The organism is Streptomyces sp. NPDC030798 (assembly GCF_055572275.1).
This window is the reverse complement of record NZ_JBVIDR010000001.1, coordinates 340040-359588: the sequence shown is the minus strand read 5'-3', so window position 1 is coordinate 359588 and position 19549 is coordinate 340040. Positions and strand designations below refer to the sequence as shown.

17 protein-coding genes are annotated in these 19549 nt (G+C 71.6%); 7 read left to right on the top strand and 10 right to left on the bottom strand.

Annotated features, from left to right (window positions below):
• The first annotated feature begins 111 nt into the window (after positions 1 to 111).
• On the top strand, positions 112 to 1443 hold the full coding sequence (locus tag ACZ404_RS01630) for a TerD family protein (protein WP_468435258.1): 1332 nt from the start codon (positions 112 to 114) through the stop codon (positions 1441 to 1443).
• Positions 1444 to 1453: 10 nt separating this feature from the next.
• Here the strand turns inward: ACZ404_RS01630 and ACZ404_RS01625 are convergent, their stop codons facing one another.
• Positions 1454 to 2629, bottom strand: a complete 1176-nt coding sequence (locus tag ACZ404_RS01625; protein ID WP_468435257.1) for a glycosyltransferase — start codon at positions 2627 to 2629, stop codon at positions 1454 to 1456.
• A gap of 57 nt (positions 2630 to 2686) precedes the next feature.
• Between ACZ404_RS01625 and ACZ404_RS01620 the strand changes: the two genes are divergently transcribed.
• Together ACZ404_RS01620 and ACZ404_RS01615 are read left to right on the top strand one after the other, a co-directional pair.
• Positions 2687 to 3472 carry a glutamate racemase gene (locus ACZ404_RS01620; protein ID WP_468435256.1) on the top strand — a complete coding sequence of 262 codons (786 nt, stop codon included), beginning with the start codon at positions 2687 to 2689 and terminating at the stop codon, positions 3470 to 3472.
• 83 nt (positions 3473 to 3555) lie between these two features.
• Complete coding sequence (locus tag ACZ404_RS01615; RefSeq protein WP_468435255.1) at positions 3556 to 4101, top strand: hypothetical protein; 546 nt, start codon at positions 3556 to 3558, stop codon at positions 4099 to 4101.
• 213 nt (positions 4102 to 4314) lie between these two features.
• Here ACZ404_RS01615 and ACZ404_RS01610 read toward each other — a convergent pair whose 3' ends face one another.
• Positions 4315 to 5280, bottom strand: a complete 966-nt coding sequence (locus tag ACZ404_RS01610; protein ID WP_468435254.1) for an O-antigen ligase family protein — start codon at positions 5278 to 5280, stop codon at positions 4315 to 4317.
• A gap of 315 nt (positions 5281 to 5595) precedes the next feature.
• Between ACZ404_RS01610 and lnt the strand changes: the two genes are divergently transcribed.
• The 4 genes from lnt to ACZ404_RS01590 all read left to right on the top strand — a co-directional run bounded on the left by lnt (position 5596) and on the right by ACZ404_RS01590 (position 10676).
• Positions 5596 to 7203, top strand: coding sequence for an apolipoprotein N-acyltransferase (gene lnt, locus ACZ404_RS01605; protein ID WP_468435253.1), 1608 nt, complete (start codon positions 5596 to 5598; stop codon positions 7201 to 7203).
• 67 nt (positions 7204 to 7270) lie between these two features.
• On the top strand, positions 7271 to 7750 hold the full coding sequence (locus ACZ404_RS01600) for an NUDIX hydrolase (protein ID WP_468435252.1): 480 nt from the start codon (positions 7271 to 7273) through the stop codon (positions 7748 to 7750).
• A 54-nt stretch (positions 7751 to 7804) separates the two neighbouring features.
• A complete protein-coding gene (locus ACZ404_RS01595; protein WP_468435251.1) occupies positions 7805 to 8626 on the top strand; it encodes a 3-hydroxybutyrate dehydrogenase in 822 nt (273 codons plus the stop codon).
• A gap of 97 nt (positions 8627 to 8723) precedes the next feature.
• Positions 8724 to 10676 carry a helix-turn-helix domain-containing protein gene (locus ACZ404_RS01590; protein ID WP_468435250.1) on the top strand — a complete coding sequence of 651 codons (1953 nt, stop codon included), beginning with the start codon at positions 8724 to 8726 and terminating at the stop codon, positions 10674 to 10676.
• A 47-nt stretch (positions 10677 to 10723) separates the two neighbouring features.
• Here the strand turns inward: ACZ404_RS01590 and ACZ404_RS01585 are convergent, their stop codons facing one another.
• The 8 genes from ACZ404_RS01585 to ACZ404_RS01550 all read right to left on the bottom strand — a co-directional run bounded on the left by ACZ404_RS01585 (position 10724) and on the right by ACZ404_RS01550 (position 19460).
• Positions 10724 to 12100 carry an MFS transporter gene (locus ACZ404_RS01585; RefSeq protein WP_468435249.1) on the bottom strand — a complete coding sequence of 459 codons (1377 nt, stop codon included), beginning with the start codon at positions 12098 to 12100 and terminating at the stop codon, positions 10724 to 10726.
• 193 nt (positions 12101 to 12293) lie between these two features.
• Positions 12294 to 12908, bottom strand: a complete 615-nt coding sequence (locus ACZ404_RS01580) for a DUF2867 domain-containing protein (protein ID WP_468435248.1) — start codon at positions 12906 to 12908, stop codon at positions 12294 to 12296.
• A gap of 63 nt (positions 12909 to 12971) precedes the next feature.
• Positions 12972 to 13472 carry a GNAT family N-acetyltransferase gene (locus tag ACZ404_RS01575; RefSeq protein WP_468435247.1) on the bottom strand — a complete coding sequence of 167 codons (501 nt, stop codon included), beginning with the start codon at positions 13470 to 13472 and terminating at the stop codon, positions 12972 to 12974.
• Between the two features lie 153 nt (positions 13473 to 13625).
• The gene (locus ACZ404_RS01570) at positions 13626 to 14600 is read right to left on the bottom strand and encodes an NAD(P)-dependent alcohol dehydrogenase (RefSeq protein WP_468435246.1); all 975 of its coding nucleotides are present in this window, start codon (positions 14598 to 14600) and stop codon (positions 13626 to 13628) included.
• Positions 14597 to 14848 (bottom strand): helix-turn-helix transcriptional regulator, encoded by a 252-nt coding sequence (locus ACZ404_RS01565; protein WP_468435245.1) that lies wholly within the window; start codon positions 14846 to 14848, stop codon positions 14597 to 14599. Before ACZ404_RS01565 ends, ACZ404_RS01570 begins: the two co-directional genes overlap by 4 nt.
• Positions 14842 to 15273, bottom strand: coding sequence for a hypothetical protein (locus ACZ404_RS01560; RefSeq protein ID WP_468435244.1), 432 nt, complete (start codon positions 15271 to 15273; stop codon positions 14842 to 14844). The genes ACZ404_RS01565 and ACZ404_RS01560 overlap by 7 nt, the downstream gene beginning before the upstream one ends.
• Before the next feature lie 100 nt (positions 15274 to 15373).
• Complete coding sequence (locus tag ACZ404_RS01555; RefSeq protein WP_468435243.1) at positions 15374 to 15730, bottom strand: cysteine hydrolase family protein; 357 nt, start codon at positions 15728 to 15730, stop codon at positions 15374 to 15376.
• Between the two features lie 367 nt (positions 15731 to 16097).
• Positions 16098 to 19460 (bottom strand): alpha-L-rhamnosidase-related protein, encoded by a 3363-nt coding sequence (locus tag ACZ404_RS01550; protein ID WP_468435242.1) that lies wholly within the window; start codon positions 19458 to 19460, stop codon positions 16098 to 16100.
• Between the last annotated feature and the right edge of the window lie 89 nt (positions 19461 to 19549).

Genomic DNA, 19549 nt, shown 5'->3' with positions numbered 1-19549 from the left:
TCCTGTGTCACCCATGGGAGTTCGCCGCCCCCCGGGAATAGGTTGGGCGGGTAGAGGATCATCCGGTGAGCCCGGCGACGTCCGGGACGCCGACACGCGATGGGGGCGGACATGACAATGCCGAAAGGATCGAATGCGCCGGTGCCGACCACGGCCCTGCGCGTCGAATTGGGCTGGCGCTCCGGCCCCGGCGTGCCCGACGCGGACGCCTCGGCGCTGCTCCTCACGGCCGGAAAGGTCCGCTCCGACGGGGACTTCGTCTTCTACAACCAGCCCGCGCACCCCTCGGGCGCGGTCCGCCACGAGGGCAAGCGGACCACCGGCGGGAGTGTCACCGACACCCTGGTCGTGGACCTCGCGCGCGTGGAGAGCGGGATCGACCGGATCGTCCTCGCGGCCTCCGCGGACGGCGGGACCTTCGGACAGGTTCCCGGCCTCTACATCGAGGTGACCGAGGCCGGCGGCGGCGAGGTGGTAGCCCGCTTCGACAGCCCCGGCGCGACCGTGGAGACGGCCTTCCTGCTGGGGGAGTTCTACCGCCGCCAGGGCGCGTGGAAGTTCCGCGCCGTCGGCCAGGGCTACAGCAGCGGACTCGAGGGCCTGGCCACCGACTTCGGCATCACCGTCGACGAACCGCAGCACGCGGCACCGCCGGCTCCCCCGGGCGCACCGCCGTCCGCGCCCGCCGCACCACCGGTTCCACCGCCCACGACGGTGCCGCCTCCCGCCGCGGCCCCGGTCTCCCTGCCGCCGCCGCCCGCCGCTGCCGCTCCGCCGCCGCAGCCCCCGGCGGCAACTCCGCCCGCCGCGCCGGTGCGCCTGTCGAAGGTCACCCTCACCAAGGCAGCCCCCTCCGTCTCGCTCGCCAAGCAGGGCGGCACCTCCGGAGCCCTGCGGGTGAACCTCAACTGGCAGGTGCGCAAGCAGTTTCCGGGCTGGGGCGGCCGCTGGGGAGGGGGTCAGGGGAACCTCGACCTCGACCTGTGCGCCCTGTACGAACTCGCCGACGGCCGCAAGGGCGTCGTACAGGCCCTCGGCAACGCCTTCGGGTCCCTGCACCGTCCGCCGTACATCCACCTCGACGGCGACGACCGGACCGGCGCGGTGTCCAGCGGCGAGAACCTCACCGTCAACCTCGACCACAAACGGGACTTTCGGCGCATCCTCGTCTTCGTCACCATCTACGAGGGCGCGGCCTCCTTCGCCGACCTGCACGCCACGGTCACCCTCCAGCCGCAGCACGGCGCCGCCGTCGACTTCTCCCTGGACGAGTGCACCGTCCCCTCCACGGTCTGCGCCCTCGCCCTCCTCACCAACACCGGTGGCGACCTCGTCGTCCAGCGCGAGGCGCGGTACCTCGTGCCCGAGCGCGGGGTGAGCCCCCAGCGGACCGTCGACCGCGCCTACGGGTGGGGCATGAACTGGACACCGGGGCGCAAATGACCGGCCGGGGTCAGCCCTCGTCGGGCAGCGCGCCCGGACGCGCGTACGTACGGCCCTTCCAGGCCGCCCCGCGCCCCCGGTAGTGCTGCACGGCGGAGTCGACCGTCATGAGCAGATAGAGGAACGCGGTGAACGGCAGCAGCGGCGCGAGCCACAGGGGCTGCCGGTAGTAGCGCAGCATCGGCACGTACGTCCCCGTCATCACCGCCCACGCCGCCGCCCCGGCGAGCGCCGTCGCCGCATCGCCGGTGACGGCGCCCGCCAGCACGGCGGTGGGCGGCACCAGGTACACCAGGGCCAGCCCCACGACGGTGCCCACCAGCAGCAGCGGGTTGTGCCGCAGCTGCGCGTAGGCGCTGCGCGAGACCATCCGCCACAGGTCGTGCAGCTGCGGATAGGGACGCACACTGTCCACCCGGTCCGCCAGCCCCAACCAGACGTGCCCGCCGGCGTCCTTCACCGCGCGCGCGAGGGCGACGTCGTCGATGACGGCATGCCGGATGGCGTCCGGGATCCGCGCCCGGCCGGCCGTGTCCGCGCGCAGCAGGACACAGCCGCCCGCCGCTGCCGCCGTCCGCGATCCCTTCCGGCCGATCCGGCGGAAGGGATACAGCTGAGCGAAGAAGTAGACGAACGCCGGGACCACGAGCCGCTCCCACAGGCTCTCCACCCTCAGCCGCGCCATCTGCGACACCACGTCGAAGCCCCCGCCGCGGGCCGCCGCCACCAGCGCGCGCAGGCTGTCCCGTTCGTGGGCGATGTCCGCGTCCGTCAGCAGCAGATACTCAGGCCCACGCGCGCGTGCCAGGCCGATGCCGTGCCGTACGGCCCACAGCTTGCCCGTCCAGCCCGCGGGCGGCTCGCCGGGGGAGTCCACCGTGAGCGGCAGCCCTCCGTGGCGCCGGGACAGCTCGCGGGCCAGCTCCCCGGTGCCGTCGGTGCTCCCGTCGTCGACCAGGAACACCTCCGCGTGCCCCGGATAGTCCTGCGCGAGCAGCGACGGCAGGCTCGCCGGCAGTACGGCGGCCTCGTCGCGGGCCGGGACCACCACACAGACCGGCGGCCACTGCCCGGGATCCCGGCGCGGGGGCAGTCGTACGTCCGTGCGCCAGAAGAAGCCCTGACCCAGCAGCAGCCAGCACCAGGCGGCGAGGGATACGACAGCGGTCCACACGATCGCGCTCACGGCCGCAGTCTGCCCCACCGGACCGGCCCTCAAGAGCCCATCGTCTATCGTGGCCGGGTGAAGATCGCGCTCATGGACTCCGGAATCGGCCTCCTTCCCGCCGCTGCCGCGGTGCGCCGGCTGCGGCCCGACGCGGATCTCGTGCTCTCCTGGGACCCGGACGGCATGCCCTGGGGGCCGCGCACACCGGAGGACATCACACAGCGGGCTCTGGCCGTGGCCGAGGCCGCCGCCGCGCACCGGCCGGACGTCCTGATCGTCGCCTGCAACACCGCGTCCGTGCACTCGCTGCCGCAACTGCGGGCGCGCTTCGAACCGGACCTGCCGATCATCGGTACGGTTCCGGCGATCAAGCCGGCCGCGGCGGGCGGCGGACACGTCGCGATCTGGGCGACGCCCGCCACCACCGGAAGCGCGTACCAGCGCGGACTGATCGAACAGTTCGCCGGCGGGGTGACCGTCACCGAGGTGCCCTGCCCGGGCCTGGCGGACGCCGTGCACCACGCGGACGAGGCGGCCGTCGCCGCCGCCGTCGCCGCGGCGGCCGCACGCACGCCCGACGACGTGACCACCGTCGTCATGGGCTGCACCAACTACGAACTCGTCGCCGAGCGGATCCGGACGGCCGTGCAGCAGCCGGGCCGGCCGCCGCTCATCCTGCACGGATCCGCCGGGGCGGTCGCCGCCCAGGCGCTGCGCCGGATCGGCGCCGAGCCCGCCCCGGAGACCGAGGCCGAGACCCGGCTCACCGTGCTGCTCAGCGGACGCGAGGCGGAGCTGCCCGACACCGCTCTGTCCTACCCGGAGGGCCGTCTGCTGCAGGCCCTCAGCACCGCCCGCTGACCTGCGCCCGCAAGGGTTCTTCCGGGGCGGTCACCCTCCGCGTGCGGGTACCCGCGCAGCGAAACCTGAGTAACCTCGTACTCATGAGGGACCACCGTCACGCCGAGGACGCCCCGCACCCCGACGTCTGGGTCGGGCGCGCGACCAACCGGGTGCAGTGGCTGCTGGCGCTGGTGGGCGCGGCCTGCATGGCCCTCGGCATCGAGCTGGCCGTGGACTCGGCGTGGACCTCCGGCGTCGCCCCGCTGCTGATGTCCGTCGTGGGCTGCATCGCGGCCGGCCTGCTGGTCCTCTTCGGCACGCTCGCCTTCGTGCACGTCGACCTCAAGCTCGACAAGGAGTGCCTGGAGGTGCGCTGCGGCCACATCGGCCTGCCGCGCCGCCGGATCCCGCTCACCGACGTCGTCGGCGCCGACTTCACCGCCCATGTCACCCCGCGACACTGGGGCGGCTGGGGCTATCGCTGGCGCCCCGAGAAGGGCACCGCGGTCGTCGTCCGTCGCGGCGAGGGCGTCGTGCTGAGCCTGTGGGACGGCCACACCTTCACGATCACGGTGGACAACGCGGAGTCGGCGGTCCGCGTCATCAGGTCCCGCCTTCGGACGATCACACCGGGCTCGGCTCACTAGGCGGGCGAGCCGACTCGCCGGCCGCGCCTGCGCGCGGGGTGCCGTGCCCCGCTCGCCGACAGGCGCGCCGGGGCGCAGGTCGGGCCGCGGGTGCGTTGGGGTGCCGCTCGACTTCCCCGTCCACGCTTGCGCCGTGCCGGTCCGCCCAGCAGTCCCCGTCCTCAGTCGCCGCGGTGGCCGGGTGCGGACGTCGCGGGGAGGCCGCAATGCCGCTTATGCCTCCGGGCCGTCCCCCGTCCACGGCCGTGCCGTGGCCCAGCCCGCCAGCAGGCCCGCGCCCGCGGTGACCGTGGTGAAGCTGAGTGCGTTGCCGGTCGAGGCGATGGCGGCCAGGGCGGTGAGGGCCGCGCCCACCGTCAGAGCGACGGGGGTGGAGCGCGGGCTGCGCCACAGGGCGTGCAGGGACCAGCCGTACGCGGCGGCCAGCAGGAGGACGCCGACGAGGCCCTGTTCGGCCGCTTGCTGGAGCAGGGCCGAGTGGGGAGTGCCGTCGGACGGTACCGTACGCGACGCCGTGGCGCTCAGCTCCCCGAAGCGGCCGGGGCCGACACCGAGGCCGCTGTCCTGGCGGGCCAGCCGCAGCGCCTCCTGCCACAGCTGGACCCGGTGCGGGGTGAACCGGCCCTCCAGCGCCTCGGTCGGGCCGTAGGGCAGGGCGCCCGCGGCCAGCGCCCAGACCGCCCCCGCGACCAGGGCCGCCGCGAGGGCCAGGCCCGCGATCCCGAGGCCCCGGTGGGGCATCGCACCGGCGGCGAGGGAGCACAGCAGCACGGCGGCGCCGGCCGCGCAGCCCGTGGCCGAGCCCACGGCGGCCCCGGTCAGCACGATCCCGGCGGCGAGCAGCCGCAGACCGAGCCGAAGCCCCGGCCCGCGCGCGGCCCAGGCGGCGCAGCACGCCGCTCCGGTGGCCAGCGCCAGCAGTGCGGCGGTGGCACCGGCGGGCCCGAGCGGGGCGGCGGAGAGCGGGCCGGGGGAGAGGTCGGGCGAGGCCACGGCCAGCACGACCCCGGTGACCGCCCCCGCGCACGGCGCGGCCACGGGAAGCAGCGCGCCGGAGATGCGGCCCGCCGCACAGCCGGCCGCCACGGCGAGCACCGCGAGCAGCACGCCCTCGGGCCGCCCGTCATGAGCCGCCGCCGTGATCAGCGACCATGCGGCGCATCCTCCGAGCAGGATCATGCCCGCCCCGTCAGAAACGTTTCGCCTGCCGCTCGCCCTGTCCGCGCCGCCCGCACCGCCGGCACCGGCCACGGACCTCGTTCCGGTCGTCCCCACCCGTCGCCCCTCGCACCCCGGTCCCCCGACCTGTGGCAGACCCCGCCGCACGCGCCGGCACCGGCCGCACCGCTGAGGCTGGGGCATCACCGTAACGGCTGATGCCCGCTTTGTGGATGAGTTGCGCAGAAACGTCGCGGTTCCGGCCGAGCCCCACCCCGGCCGGGCCCTGCTGGGCCGCGCTGTCGGCAGCGAGGCGGGCCGCCGTACACTCCCCGGGTGACCGTCACCGCAACCTCCGTGGACCAGTCCGGCCGGCTCCGGCCCTCCGCGCCGACCGCGCGCGGCAACCGCTTGCTGCGCCTGGTCCCGGCCGCCGCCTCCGCGCTCTGCGGCCTGCTGCTCTACGTCAGCTTCCCGCCGCGCACCCTGTGGTGGCTGGCCCTGCCCGCCTTCGCCGGCTTCGCCTGGGTGCTGCGCGGCCGCAGCTGGAAGGCGGCCCTGGGCCTCGGCTACCTCTTCGGGCTCGGCTTCCTGCTCCCGCTGCTGGTGTGGACAGGGGTGGAGGTCGGCCCCGGCCCCTGGCTCGCGCTGGTCGCCATCGAGGCCGTCTTCGTCGCCCTGGTCGGCGTCGGCACGGCCGCCGTGTCCAAGCTGCCGGCCTGGCCCGTGTGGGCGGCGGCCGTCTGGATCGCCGGTGAAGCCGTACGCGCGCGCGTGCCGTTCCGCGGCTTCCCCTGGGGCAAGATCGCCTTCGGGCAGGCGGACGGCGTCTTCCTGCCGCTAGCCGCGGTGGGCGGCACACCGGTGCTCGGCTTCGCGGTCGTCCTGTGCGGCTTCGGCCTGTACGAGGCGGGGCGGCTGATCGCCGAGCGCCGACGCGGCCGTACGGTCCGCCGCGCGGCGGCGGCCGCCGCGCTGCTGAGCGTGGCCGTCCCCGTGGCCGGCGCGGTCGCCGCCCGGCCTCTGGTCAGCGACAAGGCCGAGGCCGGCACCCGCACCGTCGCGGTCATCCAGGGCAACGTGCCGCGCGCCGGCCTGGAGTTCAGCGCCCAGCGGCGCGCCGTGCTCGACCACCACGCGCGCGAGACGCTCAAGCTCGCCGCCGACATCAAGGCCGGCAAGGCCCCCAAGCCCGACTACGTGCTGTGGCCGGAGAACTCCTCCGACATCGACCCCTTCACCAACCCCGACGCCGCCGCCGTCATCGACGGCGCCGCCAAGGCGGTCGGCGTGCCCATATCGGTCGGCGGGGTCGTCGAAAGGGGCGGCAAGCTGCTCAACGAGCAGATCCTGTGGGACCCGGTCAAGGGCCCGACGCAGACCTACGACAAGCGGCAGATCCAGCCGTTCGGCGAGTACCTCCCGCTGCGCGGCCTCGTCGGCGCCGTGAACAAGAACTGGACCAGCATGGTCCGCCAGGACTTCAGCCGGGGCAGCAAGCCGGGCGTCTTCGCCATCGACGGCGCCAGGGTCGGCCTCGCCACCTGCTACGAGGCGGCCTTCGACTGGGCCGTGCGGGACACCGTCACCCACGGTGCGGAGATGATCTCCGTACCGAGCAACAACGCCACCTTCGACCGCAGCGAGATGACCTACCAGCAGCTCGCCATGTCCCGCATCCGCGCCGTCGAGCACAGCCGGACCGTGACCGTGCCGGTGACCAGCGGCGTCAGCGCGTTCATCATGCCGGACGGGAAGATCACCCAGAAGACCGGCATGTTCGTGCCCGCCTACCTCGTCCAGAAGATCCCCCTGCGCACCTCCGAGACGCCCGCCACCCGGCTGGGCATCCTCCCGGAGATCGCCCTGCTGGTCGTCGCCGCGGGCGGCGTCGGCTGGGCGGTCGGGTCCGGGATCCGCGGCCGGCGAGCCGGTGGCGCGTAGCCGTACGGCCGCCGTACGCCCCCCGAACGCGCAAGCAGGCCTAGGACCGGCCCGTTAGGGTCGGTCCATGGCTACTCCTGACTTCATCCGCACGCTCCGCGCCTCCGCCGGCCAGCAGTTGCTGTGGCTCCCCGGGGTTACCGCGATCGTCTTCGACGACGAGGACAGAGTGCTCCTCGGTCGGCGGTCCGACACCCGCAGGTGGTCGGTGATCGGCGGCATCCCGGAGCCGGGTGAGCAGCCCGCGGTCTGCGCCGTGCGGGAGGTCTTCGAGGAGACGGCGGTGCGCTGTGTCGCCGAGCGGGTCGTCCTCGTACAGGCCCTGGAACCGGTCACGTACGGCAACGGGGACATCTGCCAGTACATGGACATCACCTTCCGCTGCCGGGCCGTGGGCGGCGAGGCCCGGGTCAACGACGACGAGTCGCTCGAGGTGGGCTGGTTCCCGGTCGACGCCCTGCCCGACCTGAACGAGTTCGGACTGTTCCGGATCAAGCAGGCCATGTCCGAGGCACCCACATGGTTCGACCCCATGAGTGTTGGCTGAAGTATGGGTGAGCACCACATGTGGTGACGGCCGGGTTCCGCTTAGGGTCGGCCCATGACCTCGTCCAGCCCCCTGCCCGGGTCCCACCGCCCAGCCCAGCCGTCCGCCCTCGACCTGGGCGGCCGTACCGCCCTGGTCACCGGCGCCGCCGGCGGCATCGGCCGCGCCTGCGCGCTGCGGCTCGCCGCTGCCGGGGCCGAGGTGAGAGCCGTCGACCGGGACGCGGCGGGCCTGGACGAACTCGCGGAAGACGCCCGGCGGGCCGGAGACCTCGCGGGCACCGTCGTACCCCACGCCCTGGACCTCACCGATCTCGACGCCGCCGAGCGCGCCGCCACGGGCACCGACGTCCTGGTCAACAACGCCGGACTTCAACTGGTGCGGCCTCTCGAGGAGTTCCCGCCCGACGTCTTCCACACCGTGCTGACCGTGATGCTCGAGGCCCCGTTCCGGCTCATCCGGGGCGCCCTGCCCCATATGTACACGCAGGGCTGGGGCCGGATCGTCAATGTGTCCTCGGTCCATGGGCTGCGCGCCTCGGCGTTCAAGTCCGCCTATGTGGCCGCCAAACACGGTCTCGAAGGCCTCTCCAAGACGGCCGCCCTGGAGGGCGCCGCCCACGGTGTGACCTCCAACTGTGTGAACCCGGCCTATGTGCGCACCCCGCTGGTCGAGAAGCAGATCGCCGACCAGGCCGCGGCGCACGGCATCCCCGAGGAGCGCGTCCTGTCCGAGATCCTGCTCAAGGACAGCGCCGTCCAGCGGCTCATCGAACCCGAGGAGGTCGCCGAGGCGGTGGCCTACCTGTGCAGCCCCCAGGCGTCCTTCGTCACCGGCACCTCGCTCGTGCTCGACGGCGGCTGGACGGCCCACTGACCGGGCCCGACGGCCCACCGGGCGGGCCCGCCGTGCCGGGCCCGGGAGTTTTCCACAGGCCTGACGGGCCGGGTGGCCGATACGGAATCCTGTGACCATGTCTCGCGATCACGTCCAGCCGGCCGAGCGCCCCACGGCAGGGGGCGCCCCCGACGAGCCCGGCGCCGGTGCGGGGGCCCCGTACCTCGAACTGCTGGCCCGCGACGCGTCCGCCGAGGCGTACGAGCAGCCGGTGCTGCTCGCCCGCGCCGAGGGACAGCCCGCCGAGCGGATCGCGGCGCTGGAGAACGCCAAGCTCCTCGCCCTGCGCGTGCGCGCGGAACTGGAAGGACGCCGGCGGCGCGAGGCGGAGCTGTCCGCGCTCTTCGAGACCGCCCACGACCTGGCCGGCCTCCGGGACGTCGACGCGGTGCTGCAGGCCATCGTGCAGCGCGCCCGCTCTCTGCTCGGCACGGACATCGCCTACCTCAGCCTCAACGACCCCGACCGCGGCGACACCTACATGCGCGTGACCGAGGGGTCCGTCTCCGCCCGCTTCCAGCAGCTGCGCCTCGGCATGGGCGAGGGGCTCGGCGGCCTGGTCGCCCAGACCGCGCGGCCGTACGTCACCGACGACTACTTCAAGGACGCCCGCTTCCAGCACACCCTCACCATCGACGCCGGAGTGCGCGACGAGGGCCTGGTCGCCATCCTCGGCGTACCGCTCATGCTCGGCCCGCACGTCATCGGGGTCCTCTTCGCCGCGGACCGGCGCGCCCGCGTGTTCGAACGCGAGCAGATCGCCCTGCTCGGCTCCTTCGCCGCCCTCGCCGCCACCGCCATCGACACCGCCAACCTGCTCACCGAGACCCGCTCGGCCCTGGCCGGCCTGGAGCAGGCCAACGAGATCATCCGGGACCGCAGCGCCGTCATCGAGCGCGCCTCGGACGTGCACGACCGGCTCGCCGAACTCGTCCTGCGCGGCGGCGGGGTCCACGACGTGGCCGCGGCCGTCTCCGAAGTCCTCGACGGCACGGTCGAGTTCACCGAGGCCGCCACGGCACCCGCCGAGGCGCTGGAGGCCTCCCGCGCCGAGGGGCACGCCGTACGGCACGGCAGCGACTGGATCGCGGCGGTGGCCGCGGGCGGTGAACTCCTCGGCGCGCTGGTGCTGCGCGGCCATCCCGGCCTCGACCCCGTCGACCAGCGCACCCTGGAGCGCGCGGCCATGGTCACCTCGCTGCTCCTGCTGGCCCGCCGCTCGGCGGCCGAGGCGGAACAGCGCGTGCGCGGCGAACTGCTGGACGACCTCCTGGACGCCCGCGACCGGGACCCGCGCCTGCTGCGCGAGCGCGCCGCCCGCCTGCACGCCGACCTGGACGCCACCCATGTCGTCCTCGCCGCCCGCCTCGACGGCCCCGCGGCCGACGCCGACGAGGAGGCCGCAGCCCGCCGGCGCCTGTGGTCCGCCGCCTCCCACCTCGCCGCCACCCGGCACGGCCTGGCCGCAGCCCGTGACGGCGGCACGGTCCTGCTGCTCCCGCTCACCGCCCGCGACACCGCCACGGACATGGCCCGCCGCACCGCCCGGCACCTCGGCACGGCCGTCCATCAGCCCGTCACCGTCGGCGCCTCCGCCCCCGTCACCGACCTCGCGGCCCGCCCCGACGCCGTGGCCGCCGCCTACACCGAGGGCCGCCGCTGCCTGGAGACGCTGCACCTGCTGGGCCGGGACGGAGAGGGCGCGGCAGCCGAGGACTTCGGTTTCCTCGGCCTGCTCCTCGCCGGCGAACGGGACATCGGCGGCTTCGTCGAGCGCACCCTCGGCCCCGTCGTGGCCTACGACCGGCGCCGCGGCACGGACCTGCTGCAGACCCTGGAGGCCTACTTCGCGTCCGGGGCGAGCCCGGCCCGTACCAAGGACGCGCTCCACGTGCACGTGAACACGGTCGCCCAGCGGCTGGAGCGGGTGGGCCGCCTCCTCGGCGAGGACTGGCAGACCCCGGCCCGTGCCCTGGAGATCCAACTCGCTCTGCGCCTGCACCGGTTGGCGGCCCCGGAACGCCGCTGACCGGCCCCGCGGGGAGCCGGTCGGCAGTCATCGAGTGCTCTCGCAGGTCACACCGTGCGGGCCTCGGCCGCCGCACTCGCCGAGTCGCGTTCGCCGTCGCCCGCCGCCACCTCCGCGAGATCCCGGTGCCGTGTCTCCCGGGCCACCGCCACGGCGACCAGCGTCAGGACGGCGGCCGCGATCACGTAGAGGGCGATCGGCGTGGAGCTGCCGTAGTCGGAGAGCAGCGCGGTGGCGATGAGCGGCGCGGGCGCGCCGGCCGCCACCGAGGCGAACTGGGCGCCGATGGACGCACCGGAGTACCGCATCCGGGTGGCGAACATCTCGGCGAAGAAGGCCGCCTGCGGCGCGTACATGGCACCGTGCAGCACGAGCCCGACGGTCACGGCCGCCACCAGGTTCCCGAAGGAGCCGGTGTCGACGAGCGAGAAGAACGGGAACATCCACAGCCCCACGCCGGCCGCCCCGAACAGGTACACCGGCCGGCGCCCCACCCGGTCGGACAGTGCGCCCCAGGCGGGGATCACCGCGAAGTGCACGGCCGAGCCGATGAGGACGGCGTTCAGAGCGGTCTGCTTCGACACACCGGCCGACGTGGTGGCGTACACCAGGATGAAGGCGGTGATGACGTAGTAGCTGATGTTCTCGGCCATGCGGGCGCCCATGGCGACGAGCACGTCCCGCCAGTGGTGCCGCAGCACGGCCACGACCGGAAGCTTCTCCGCCTCACCGGCCCGCCGGGACTCGGCCCGCTCCAGTGCCTCCTTGAAGACAGGTGATTCATCGACAGAGAGACGAATCCACAGACCGACGATCACCAGCAGACCGGAGAGCAGGAACGGAATGCGCCAGCCCCAGGAACCGAAGGCGTCGTCCGAGAGCACGGCGGTGAGCAGCGACAGCACACCGGTCGCCAGCAACTGCCCGGCCGGCGCCCCCGTCTGCGGCCACGCGGCCCAGAAGCCACGCCGCCCCGCGTCCCCGTGCTCGGACACCAGCAGAACGGCGCCGCCCCACTCGCCGCCGAGCGCGAACCCCTGGATCAGACGCAGCGTGGTCAGCAGCACCGGCGCGGCGCTCCCGACGGTCGCGTGCGTGGGCAGCAGGCCGATCGCGAAGGTCGCCCCGCCCATCATCACCAGACTCAGCACCAGCAGCTTCTTGCGCCCCAGCCGGTCACCGTAGTGCCCGAACACCAGCGCCCCGATCGGCCGGGCCGCGAACCCGACGGCATACGTCAGGAACGACAGCAGCGTCCCGACGAGAGGATCGGAGCCCGGAAAGAACAGCTTGTTGAACACCAGCGCGGCGGCAGAGCCGTAGAGAAAGAAGTCGTACCACTCGATGGTGGTGCCGATGAGGCTGGCGGCGACGATGCGGGGGAGGCTGGACGGGGCTGGTGGAGCGGTCGCGGGGGAGGACATCGGCACCACTTCCTGACGTTCGACGGGGACGTTTGCGTGTCGCCACACCGTAGGAAGGTGCAGGTCAGAGGCGTATGTGGTGGGACACCATAGTTCTGGGCGTGGGAGTGCGTGCGAACACCATGGAGGCGCTGCGGGGGCCTCGGTGACGGCGGCAATGAGGCCGTGAAGAGCGCTGTCCGAGTTGCTCTGTTCACGCACGTTTTGCGCGTCTTTCTTCGGCACTCGCCTGCCATGTGCGTCCCATTGCTCGAAGCAGCGCCGGATACACCAACATGTACCGGAAGGGCTTGATAGCGGCCATGTATGCGCTGCCGAACAGCCCGTTCGGCTTCACCAGGATGGCCATCTGGCCGCGGTGGCCACCGGCCTCGTCCGGGACCCAGCCGATGTGCAAAACGGCGTGCACGGTCCGGTTCGCCGTCTCGGCCGCCCACTCGTCGTGCAGTTGGTAGAGGGAGGTGAACGGATCCGAACGGACATCGGGCCCCCGCGGACCCTCGCGGAGGTCCGCCGGCAACCGGTCGCGCAGCGTCGGCACCCGGGTGCCGATGCCGGAGTCGGCTTTGTCCCAGCCGAACACCCTCCCGAGCTTCCAGCGAACCTCGAAGAGCAGGCGGTACACGAGGGAGGGGGAGGATGCGGTGGCCCCGTCTCTCGGCCCGTTCGCGATCTGGCGGACCAGGTGCGGGAAGTCGTGGGGACCGCCCGGTGTCGGCAGCGCCCAGACGTCCTCGACGCGGAAGTCACCGGCGATCTCGTGAATCCGCCAGGGGCGGGACGTGTGCGCCGTCGTGGGGAGTCTCATCAGCAGGCCCCTATCCATACGTATCTATATGTCGTTGCCTCGTGCGGAAGTGGTGATCGTGGATCAGAGGGCCAACTTTTTGTGAAAGCACACCCGGTCCTGCCCAGGACCGTCGTAGTCACTGTGTACGGGCAGACCATCGACCTCTCGGTCGCCGCTTTCCAGGGTGAATCCCATAGCGCGGTGAAAGGCGATGGATCCCTTGTTTCCCGGCGAGGTGATCGCACGCACCTCTGTGCGGCCGACGTCGGCAGCATGCTGGAAGAAGGTGGTGTACAGACGCCGGGCAACCCCCTGCCCACGAAGCTTGGGATCCACTCCCACGAAGTGGATGTACGCCTCTTCGTCGTTGTCGGCGGAGTGGAAACCAATGAGGAACGCCCTGACGCCGGCTTCGTTCTCCAGGACCAGGCTGGTGCCTGAGAAGAACTGCAAGAACAGCTTGGGCAGCAGCAGTGATAGCTCGCGGGCCTGCGCGGGGGCACGCGAATCCCCCCACCACTGCTGTACACATGCGACGATCGTGCCGTGGTCGGAGACGCGGGCCTGTCGCAACACTGGCATGTCGTTCCCTCTCGGAGGCATGGCGGTACTGAAGGAGCCGGTGGCGTGGGGCCGCGCGGCCGACTGAGATGAGCAGCAAAGTCCCTGATGGCAACGTCGCGACGCGGGATGCCAGGCGCTCGTGCCGGGCACGCGGTTTGCGCCGGACTCCTGTCAGACGCTGACGGCTATTTTCCCGCGTGCACGGCCACTCCTCAGATAGCCGATGGCCTCGGGGACGTTAGCCAGCGGGTAGGTCCGGTCGATGACGGGGGTCATCGCGCCCGCCTCGATGAGCTCCGCGAGGAGCCGCAGGTCGTCGTGGCTCTGAGTGGAGAAGAGGCCGCGGAGGCGCTGGCCGGTGAGCGGAGACAGCAGCAGGGCTCGCAGGAGCCGGCCCATGCCGCCGAACCACTTCCCGCCGTCCTCACCGCCGACCAGGACCAGCGTCCCGCCGGGGCTGAGGACGCGGCGCAGCCGGGCCAGGGGGCGGTTGCCGGCGATGTCGAGAACGAGATCGTAGCGGCGGGTGCCGTCGGTGAGGTCCTGACGCGAGTAGTCGATCACCTCGTCGGCGCCGAGGGAGCGGACCAGCTCTGCTGTGGCGTCGCTGCAGACACCGGTGACATGGCCGGCCCCGAGGGCCTTGGCCAGTTGCACCGCGAAGGTGCCCACGCCGCCCCCGGCGCCGATGACGAGGACACTCTGCCCGGACCGCAGTCGCCCCACATCGCGCAGCGCCTGGAGGGCTGTGCAGCCGGAAACCGGGACGACGGCCGCCTGCTCGAAGCCGACGTTGCCGGGCTTGCGGGCGAGCCTGTCCTGCTTGGCGCAGGCGTACTCGGCGAACGATCCGTCGCAGGTGCCGTACACCTCGTCGCCCGGCTGGAAGCGGGTGACGTCCGGGCCGACGGCTTTGACCCGTCCGGCGACATCCATGCCCCGGACGCGTGCCTTGGGCGCCCGCAGCCCGAAACCGAGGGCGCGCAGCAGATACGGCTGGCCCGTGGTGAGGTGCCAGACGCCCGGGTCCACGGATGCCGCCCGGACCTGGATGAGCACCTCGCCGCTACCGGGATCCGGCTGTGCGATCTCTTCGACACGCAGGTCCTCGGGCGGTCCGTAAGCGTCTTGGACGATGGCCTTCACTTGCTCTCTCCCTCGGTTTCGCCGGTTTCGTCGGTTCCGGGGTACTGGAAAGCCTCTTCGAGTGGGACGCCGAACACTCGGGCGATCTGGAAGGCCATCTCCAGAGTGGGCGAGTAGCGGCCCTGTTCGATGGCGATGACGGTCTGGCGGGTCACGCCGATGCGGCGGGCGAGTTCGGCCTGGGTCATCTCGCCGTGGGCGAAGCGCAGCGCCCGGATCGTGTTGGTGACCCTGGTCGGCCTCACCACGGGTGGAAGCCCAGCCGGTAGGCGACGATCTTCGCCGTGGATGACAGGATCGCCGACAGGACGAACGCCAGGTAGACGGCGTTGGCGATCCAGAACTGATCGGCGCGGACCATCGCGAGGACGAGTCCGGCCACGCCGCCGATCACGATGAACGACTGCCCGATGTACATGCCGAAGCGGTGGATCTCCCGGTCGCGCTGGTCCTTGGTGTTGGCGCCCTCGGGAGACACGATCGCCACCGTGATGTTCAGCGCGATCTGCGTGACGATCGCCGCACCGACGGTCCACAGCAGCGGGGACGCATAGGACGTCTGCGCCAGCGGCGCCGCTCCTTCGTGCCGCCGCAGGACGATGCCCAGGTACGCCGCGTATGACGCGACCGTGACCAGGACCATGATCCAGGCACGTTTCTCTTCGAATGCCACTGCCGCTCCCGATGTAAAGAAAGCTTGACACGGGCAGTGTCAAACAGCCGCGACATGATGTCAAGTTTTCTGTACATCGCAGATGGCGATGCCCCCGAGGTCACCACGCGATCGTCAACCACGTACAGCACGTCCCGTACAACGCTCGCCCGGGGATACCGCCGGGCGAGCTCGTCTCGCAGCACTGCTCGGTGCGGATGCCGAATACGACGACCTCGCGGATGCCGCGCTCGGTCAGCAGCTGTTGCAAGTTGGGCGTGGTAAAGACGTTGTAAGAGGTCTTGGTGACCGCCGCTCGCCATCGGCCGGGACGAGGCCGTCGATCAGGCGGACGTGGCCGAGGGCGGGGTCGAAGGCGGTTCCGCTGCCAAGCTGGGAGTGCCGCACACCACCCGGTCGCCCTTGGAGACCTAGTCAGGGCTCGGGATTCGCGGTCGAGCGGCCCAGATCGGTTCACTGTCCAGCAGCAGGGCGGCCCGGCTGGCAGGGGTGCGTCGCCCTGCCGAGAACGCACCGCACATGCGGAACGCTGCCAGGTCCTCCTGGACGTTACCCGCCGAGTCCTGCCGCTCGTGCCGGTGTAGTCGATCAGCGACCGCAATGATGCTCTCTGGCACGAGGGAACTGAAGGGCAGGGGCCGTTGAGAAGATCGGCACTGATTCCCGGCTGTATCGGCGTCTGTGTTGAGCTGCCCCGACTTTGACTTTACGGAGTCTGTCAGGGTGGGGCGGCGGCGCAGCACCTGTTGCAGGGCAGAGCGCGCTACGGTGAGTGACCATCTGTGGTGGGCGGCGGAGACCGCCGCCCGTGTTCGGATGGCCTGCTACTTGATGCGGATCTCGGCGAGCTGGAGACGGTACCTGGTGGTCTCGTCCGAGGCGGGCTTGCCGAGCTTCGAGACCTTCAGGCGTACGTAGCGGCCGACGGCGGACGTGAGGGTGTACGTCTGAGCGGCTCCGCCCGGGTTCGGCTCGGCGGTGATGGTGCGGGCGGTGGCGTAGGTGTTCGACCCGTCGGGGCGGGTCTGGATGGTGAAGTCGACGGGGAAGCCCGCTGTGCCGCCGCCCGCCGCGCCGGTGTCCGTGCGGGGGTGAAGAGTGACGGAGCCGATGGCCCGGTCGGCGCCGAGGTCGATCTCGATCCATACGGGGGTGGCGCTGACGTCGGCGGAGGGGAAGTCGATGCTGGTGAAGCCCTTGGCGCCGGTCACGCTGGTGAGCTTGCCGTCGAGGACGCGTGTCTTTCCCCAGTCACCGTTCTCCAGCGTGTAGTTGGCGGTGACGGTGGTCGCGGCGGTGGGAACGGTCAGTTCGGCGAGCTGGAGGCGGTACTTGGTGGTCTCGTCGACGGGAGGGGCACCGAGCTTGGTGGCTTGCAGACGGACGTAGCGGGCGGTCGTGGTGGTGAAGCCGTACGTCTGCACCAGCCCGCCCGGGTTGGGCTCGGCGGTGATGGTGCGGACGGTGGTGTAGGTGTTCGACCCGTCGGGGCGGGTCTGGATGGTGAAGTCGACGGGGAAGCCCGCTGTCCCGCCGCCGACCGCCGGGGTGTCGGTGCGGGGAAAGAGTCGTACGGCGTCGAGGTCGGTGTCGGCACCGAGGTCGATCTCCACCCAGACGGGGCTCGCGCTGACGTCGGGAGAGGGGAAGTCGTTGCTGGTGTACCCCTTGGCACCGGCCGCGCTGGTGAGCTTGCCGTCGGTGAGCCGGCTGCGGCCCCAGTCGCTGTTCTCCAGGCTGCTGTTGCTGGAGACCGGCCGGCCGAGGGCGAGGTTGTCCAGGCGGCCGGCGCCCGTGACCGTGAACGTCCAGCTGCCCGGCTGGAGGGTGAAGTAGACGTACGAGGAGTCCTTGCTCGCATAGCTGAGGCCCGAGACGCTGCCGGTGGCGGAGCCCCCCGTGAAGACGGTGGTTCCGTTGGCCATGATGACCGGGGATGAGCCGCGGTACGTCGGAACACCCACCCGCGCGCTCGTTGCAGTCGGGGAGGTCAGGGTCAGAGTGACCTGGTCGCCGTCGCGCGTGATGCCGAAGCGGATGTCACCCTTGACGGTCGGCGTGACCGTGTTGATTTTCGTGAGGGTGCCGGTCTGCGGGATGACGTCGTAAGTCTCCCAGCCGGGCTTGGTGGGACGGACCCCGGCGGCGTAGGCGGACATGGTGTACAGGGGGCCGCCGTTCCAGGCATGGTTGTCGGTACCACCCGACTTGTCCCAGATCTCCCACAGGGTGTAGCAGGTGGGGTCGGCGACCTGGGCGGCGTAGCGGTTGCGCATCCGCTCCTCGGCGACAGTGGCCGCTCCCATGAGGTAAAGAGCTTCCAGGACGTAGAACTCCATGTAGGGGCTGGCGTTGAGGTGAGTGCGCAGCACCTCGGTGATCGCCCGGTAGCGGGAGGCAGGCGCGAGGCCGGCGACGACAGCGAGGCCGTTGGCGCGGTCGTCGGTGTCGCCGGTGTAACCGGGTGAGCGGTACTCGTTCCTGGACGTGTCCCACAGAACGCGGTCGAAGTTGGCCTTGATGCTGTCGCGCTTGGCCTGCCAGGCGGCGACGTCGCTGCTGTTGCCGCTGAGGCCGGCGAGAGTGATCGCCGTGTCGAGGGCCAGGTAGTACCAGCAGTTGTCCAGGACACGGGCGTCGATGTTGCTGCCCCAGTCCTCCCAGTCCCAGTCCCCGGCGCGGTGGCTGACCAGCCCGGCCGAGTCCAGGCTCCACAGGTTCAGGTACGCCTTCACCGCGGGGTAGGTGCCGGCGACGGCGTCGGAGTTGCCCGTGTAGAGGTGGTACGTGCCGAAGGCCCATACCGAGGCGAGCATCTGGACGGGCAGCTCAGCGGTCCAGATGGTGGAGGGGATGGGGGAGTAGAGCACGCCGCCGGGCTTCTGCCAGGCGGTCAGCTGGGCGATCGCCTTGGCGCCGAGGGCATGGGAGCGGGTGTCGAAGGTGTAGAAGCCTTCTTTGAGCTGGTTGACCACGTCGCCCCACCACTGGGCGCGCTCGCGGGTGGGGCAGTCCATGTAGTTGTCGCGCATGTTGACGTACATCGTGCGCGCGGCCTTGCCCCACAGGGTGTCGAAGAACGCCTCACTGCTGCTGAACGATCCGGCGAAGTCGGTGTCGTAACCGGATTCCCGGTACTTCAGGTCCAGGATGGTGACGCCCGCGGGGATCGTGTACTTCACCGCCGTGCCGCTCATCCAGGCCAGCGCCTCGAAATCCTGGACCCCGCCCGTGCAGACGTAGGTGGCGCGAACGTTGTTCTCCGCCCCGGGCGTGAGGCCGGTCAGGCCATCGCCGTCGGCGTAGTGGTCGGTCTGCATGCCGATCACCGCGCCGGCCGGAGAGTCCACCTTCAGATAGGGCGTGACCTGGAGGTTCGACGGCAAGGTGGCCGTGATGGCGGTGGCGCCCTGTCCCGTGGTCGGCAGCGACGACGCGTTGCCGTAGGACTTCAGGCCCGAGTACCGGAACTGAGGGACCGGCCGACGGACGAGATCGTTCCAGGGCGCGGCTCCAGCGGCTCCGAAGTCGGTGGGGGCATTCCAGGCGCTGTCGTCGAAACCGGCCGACTCCCAGGCGGTCATGGCGGTGGCGTTGCGGGCGTCGTAGGAGACGTTCGACTCGGGCAGACGGAAGTTGACCTGGGTGCCGCTGGTGTTGTTGGAGTAGCCCGGGTGGACGATGTGCTTCCAACTGGTGTCGCTGACCAGCCGGGTGGTGGTGGAACCAGTGGTGATGTCGGACTGGAAGAGCAGACCGCCCTTGCCGCTGCTGCTGTGTGAGAAGCCCTGCTTGCCGAAGTACCACACCAGCAGCGCCACCGTGTTGCGACCGCTCGTGAGGTACGGGGCGAGGTCGATCTCGTCGTAGTAGGTGCCGGTGCGGTCGGGGCCGCGCTTGAGCTGTCCGTCGAAGACGACGAGCGTGCCGTTGACCCACAGCCAGTACTTGGAGTCCGCCGCGATCTGCGTCACCGCCTTGGACGGCGCGGAACCCAGGGTGAACGATCTGCGGAACGCCACCCACTGGTTCGTCGAACTGGACGGAGCCCAGATCCACTTCGCGGTCCAGGAGACGGCGGCCGAGGCCGGGGGAGTGAGGTCCGGCAGCAGCACCGAGCCGAGGGTGGGCGCGAGTGCCACGGCTATGGCCGAGCGCAGGACGGACCGGCGCGTTACAGAGGACATGCGGGCTCCTACTGTCGAGGTGCGGTGAGGGGGGTGGGGGCGTCCTGGACACCGGGGAGGAGGGGACGCGGCGGCGACGCCACGTTTTT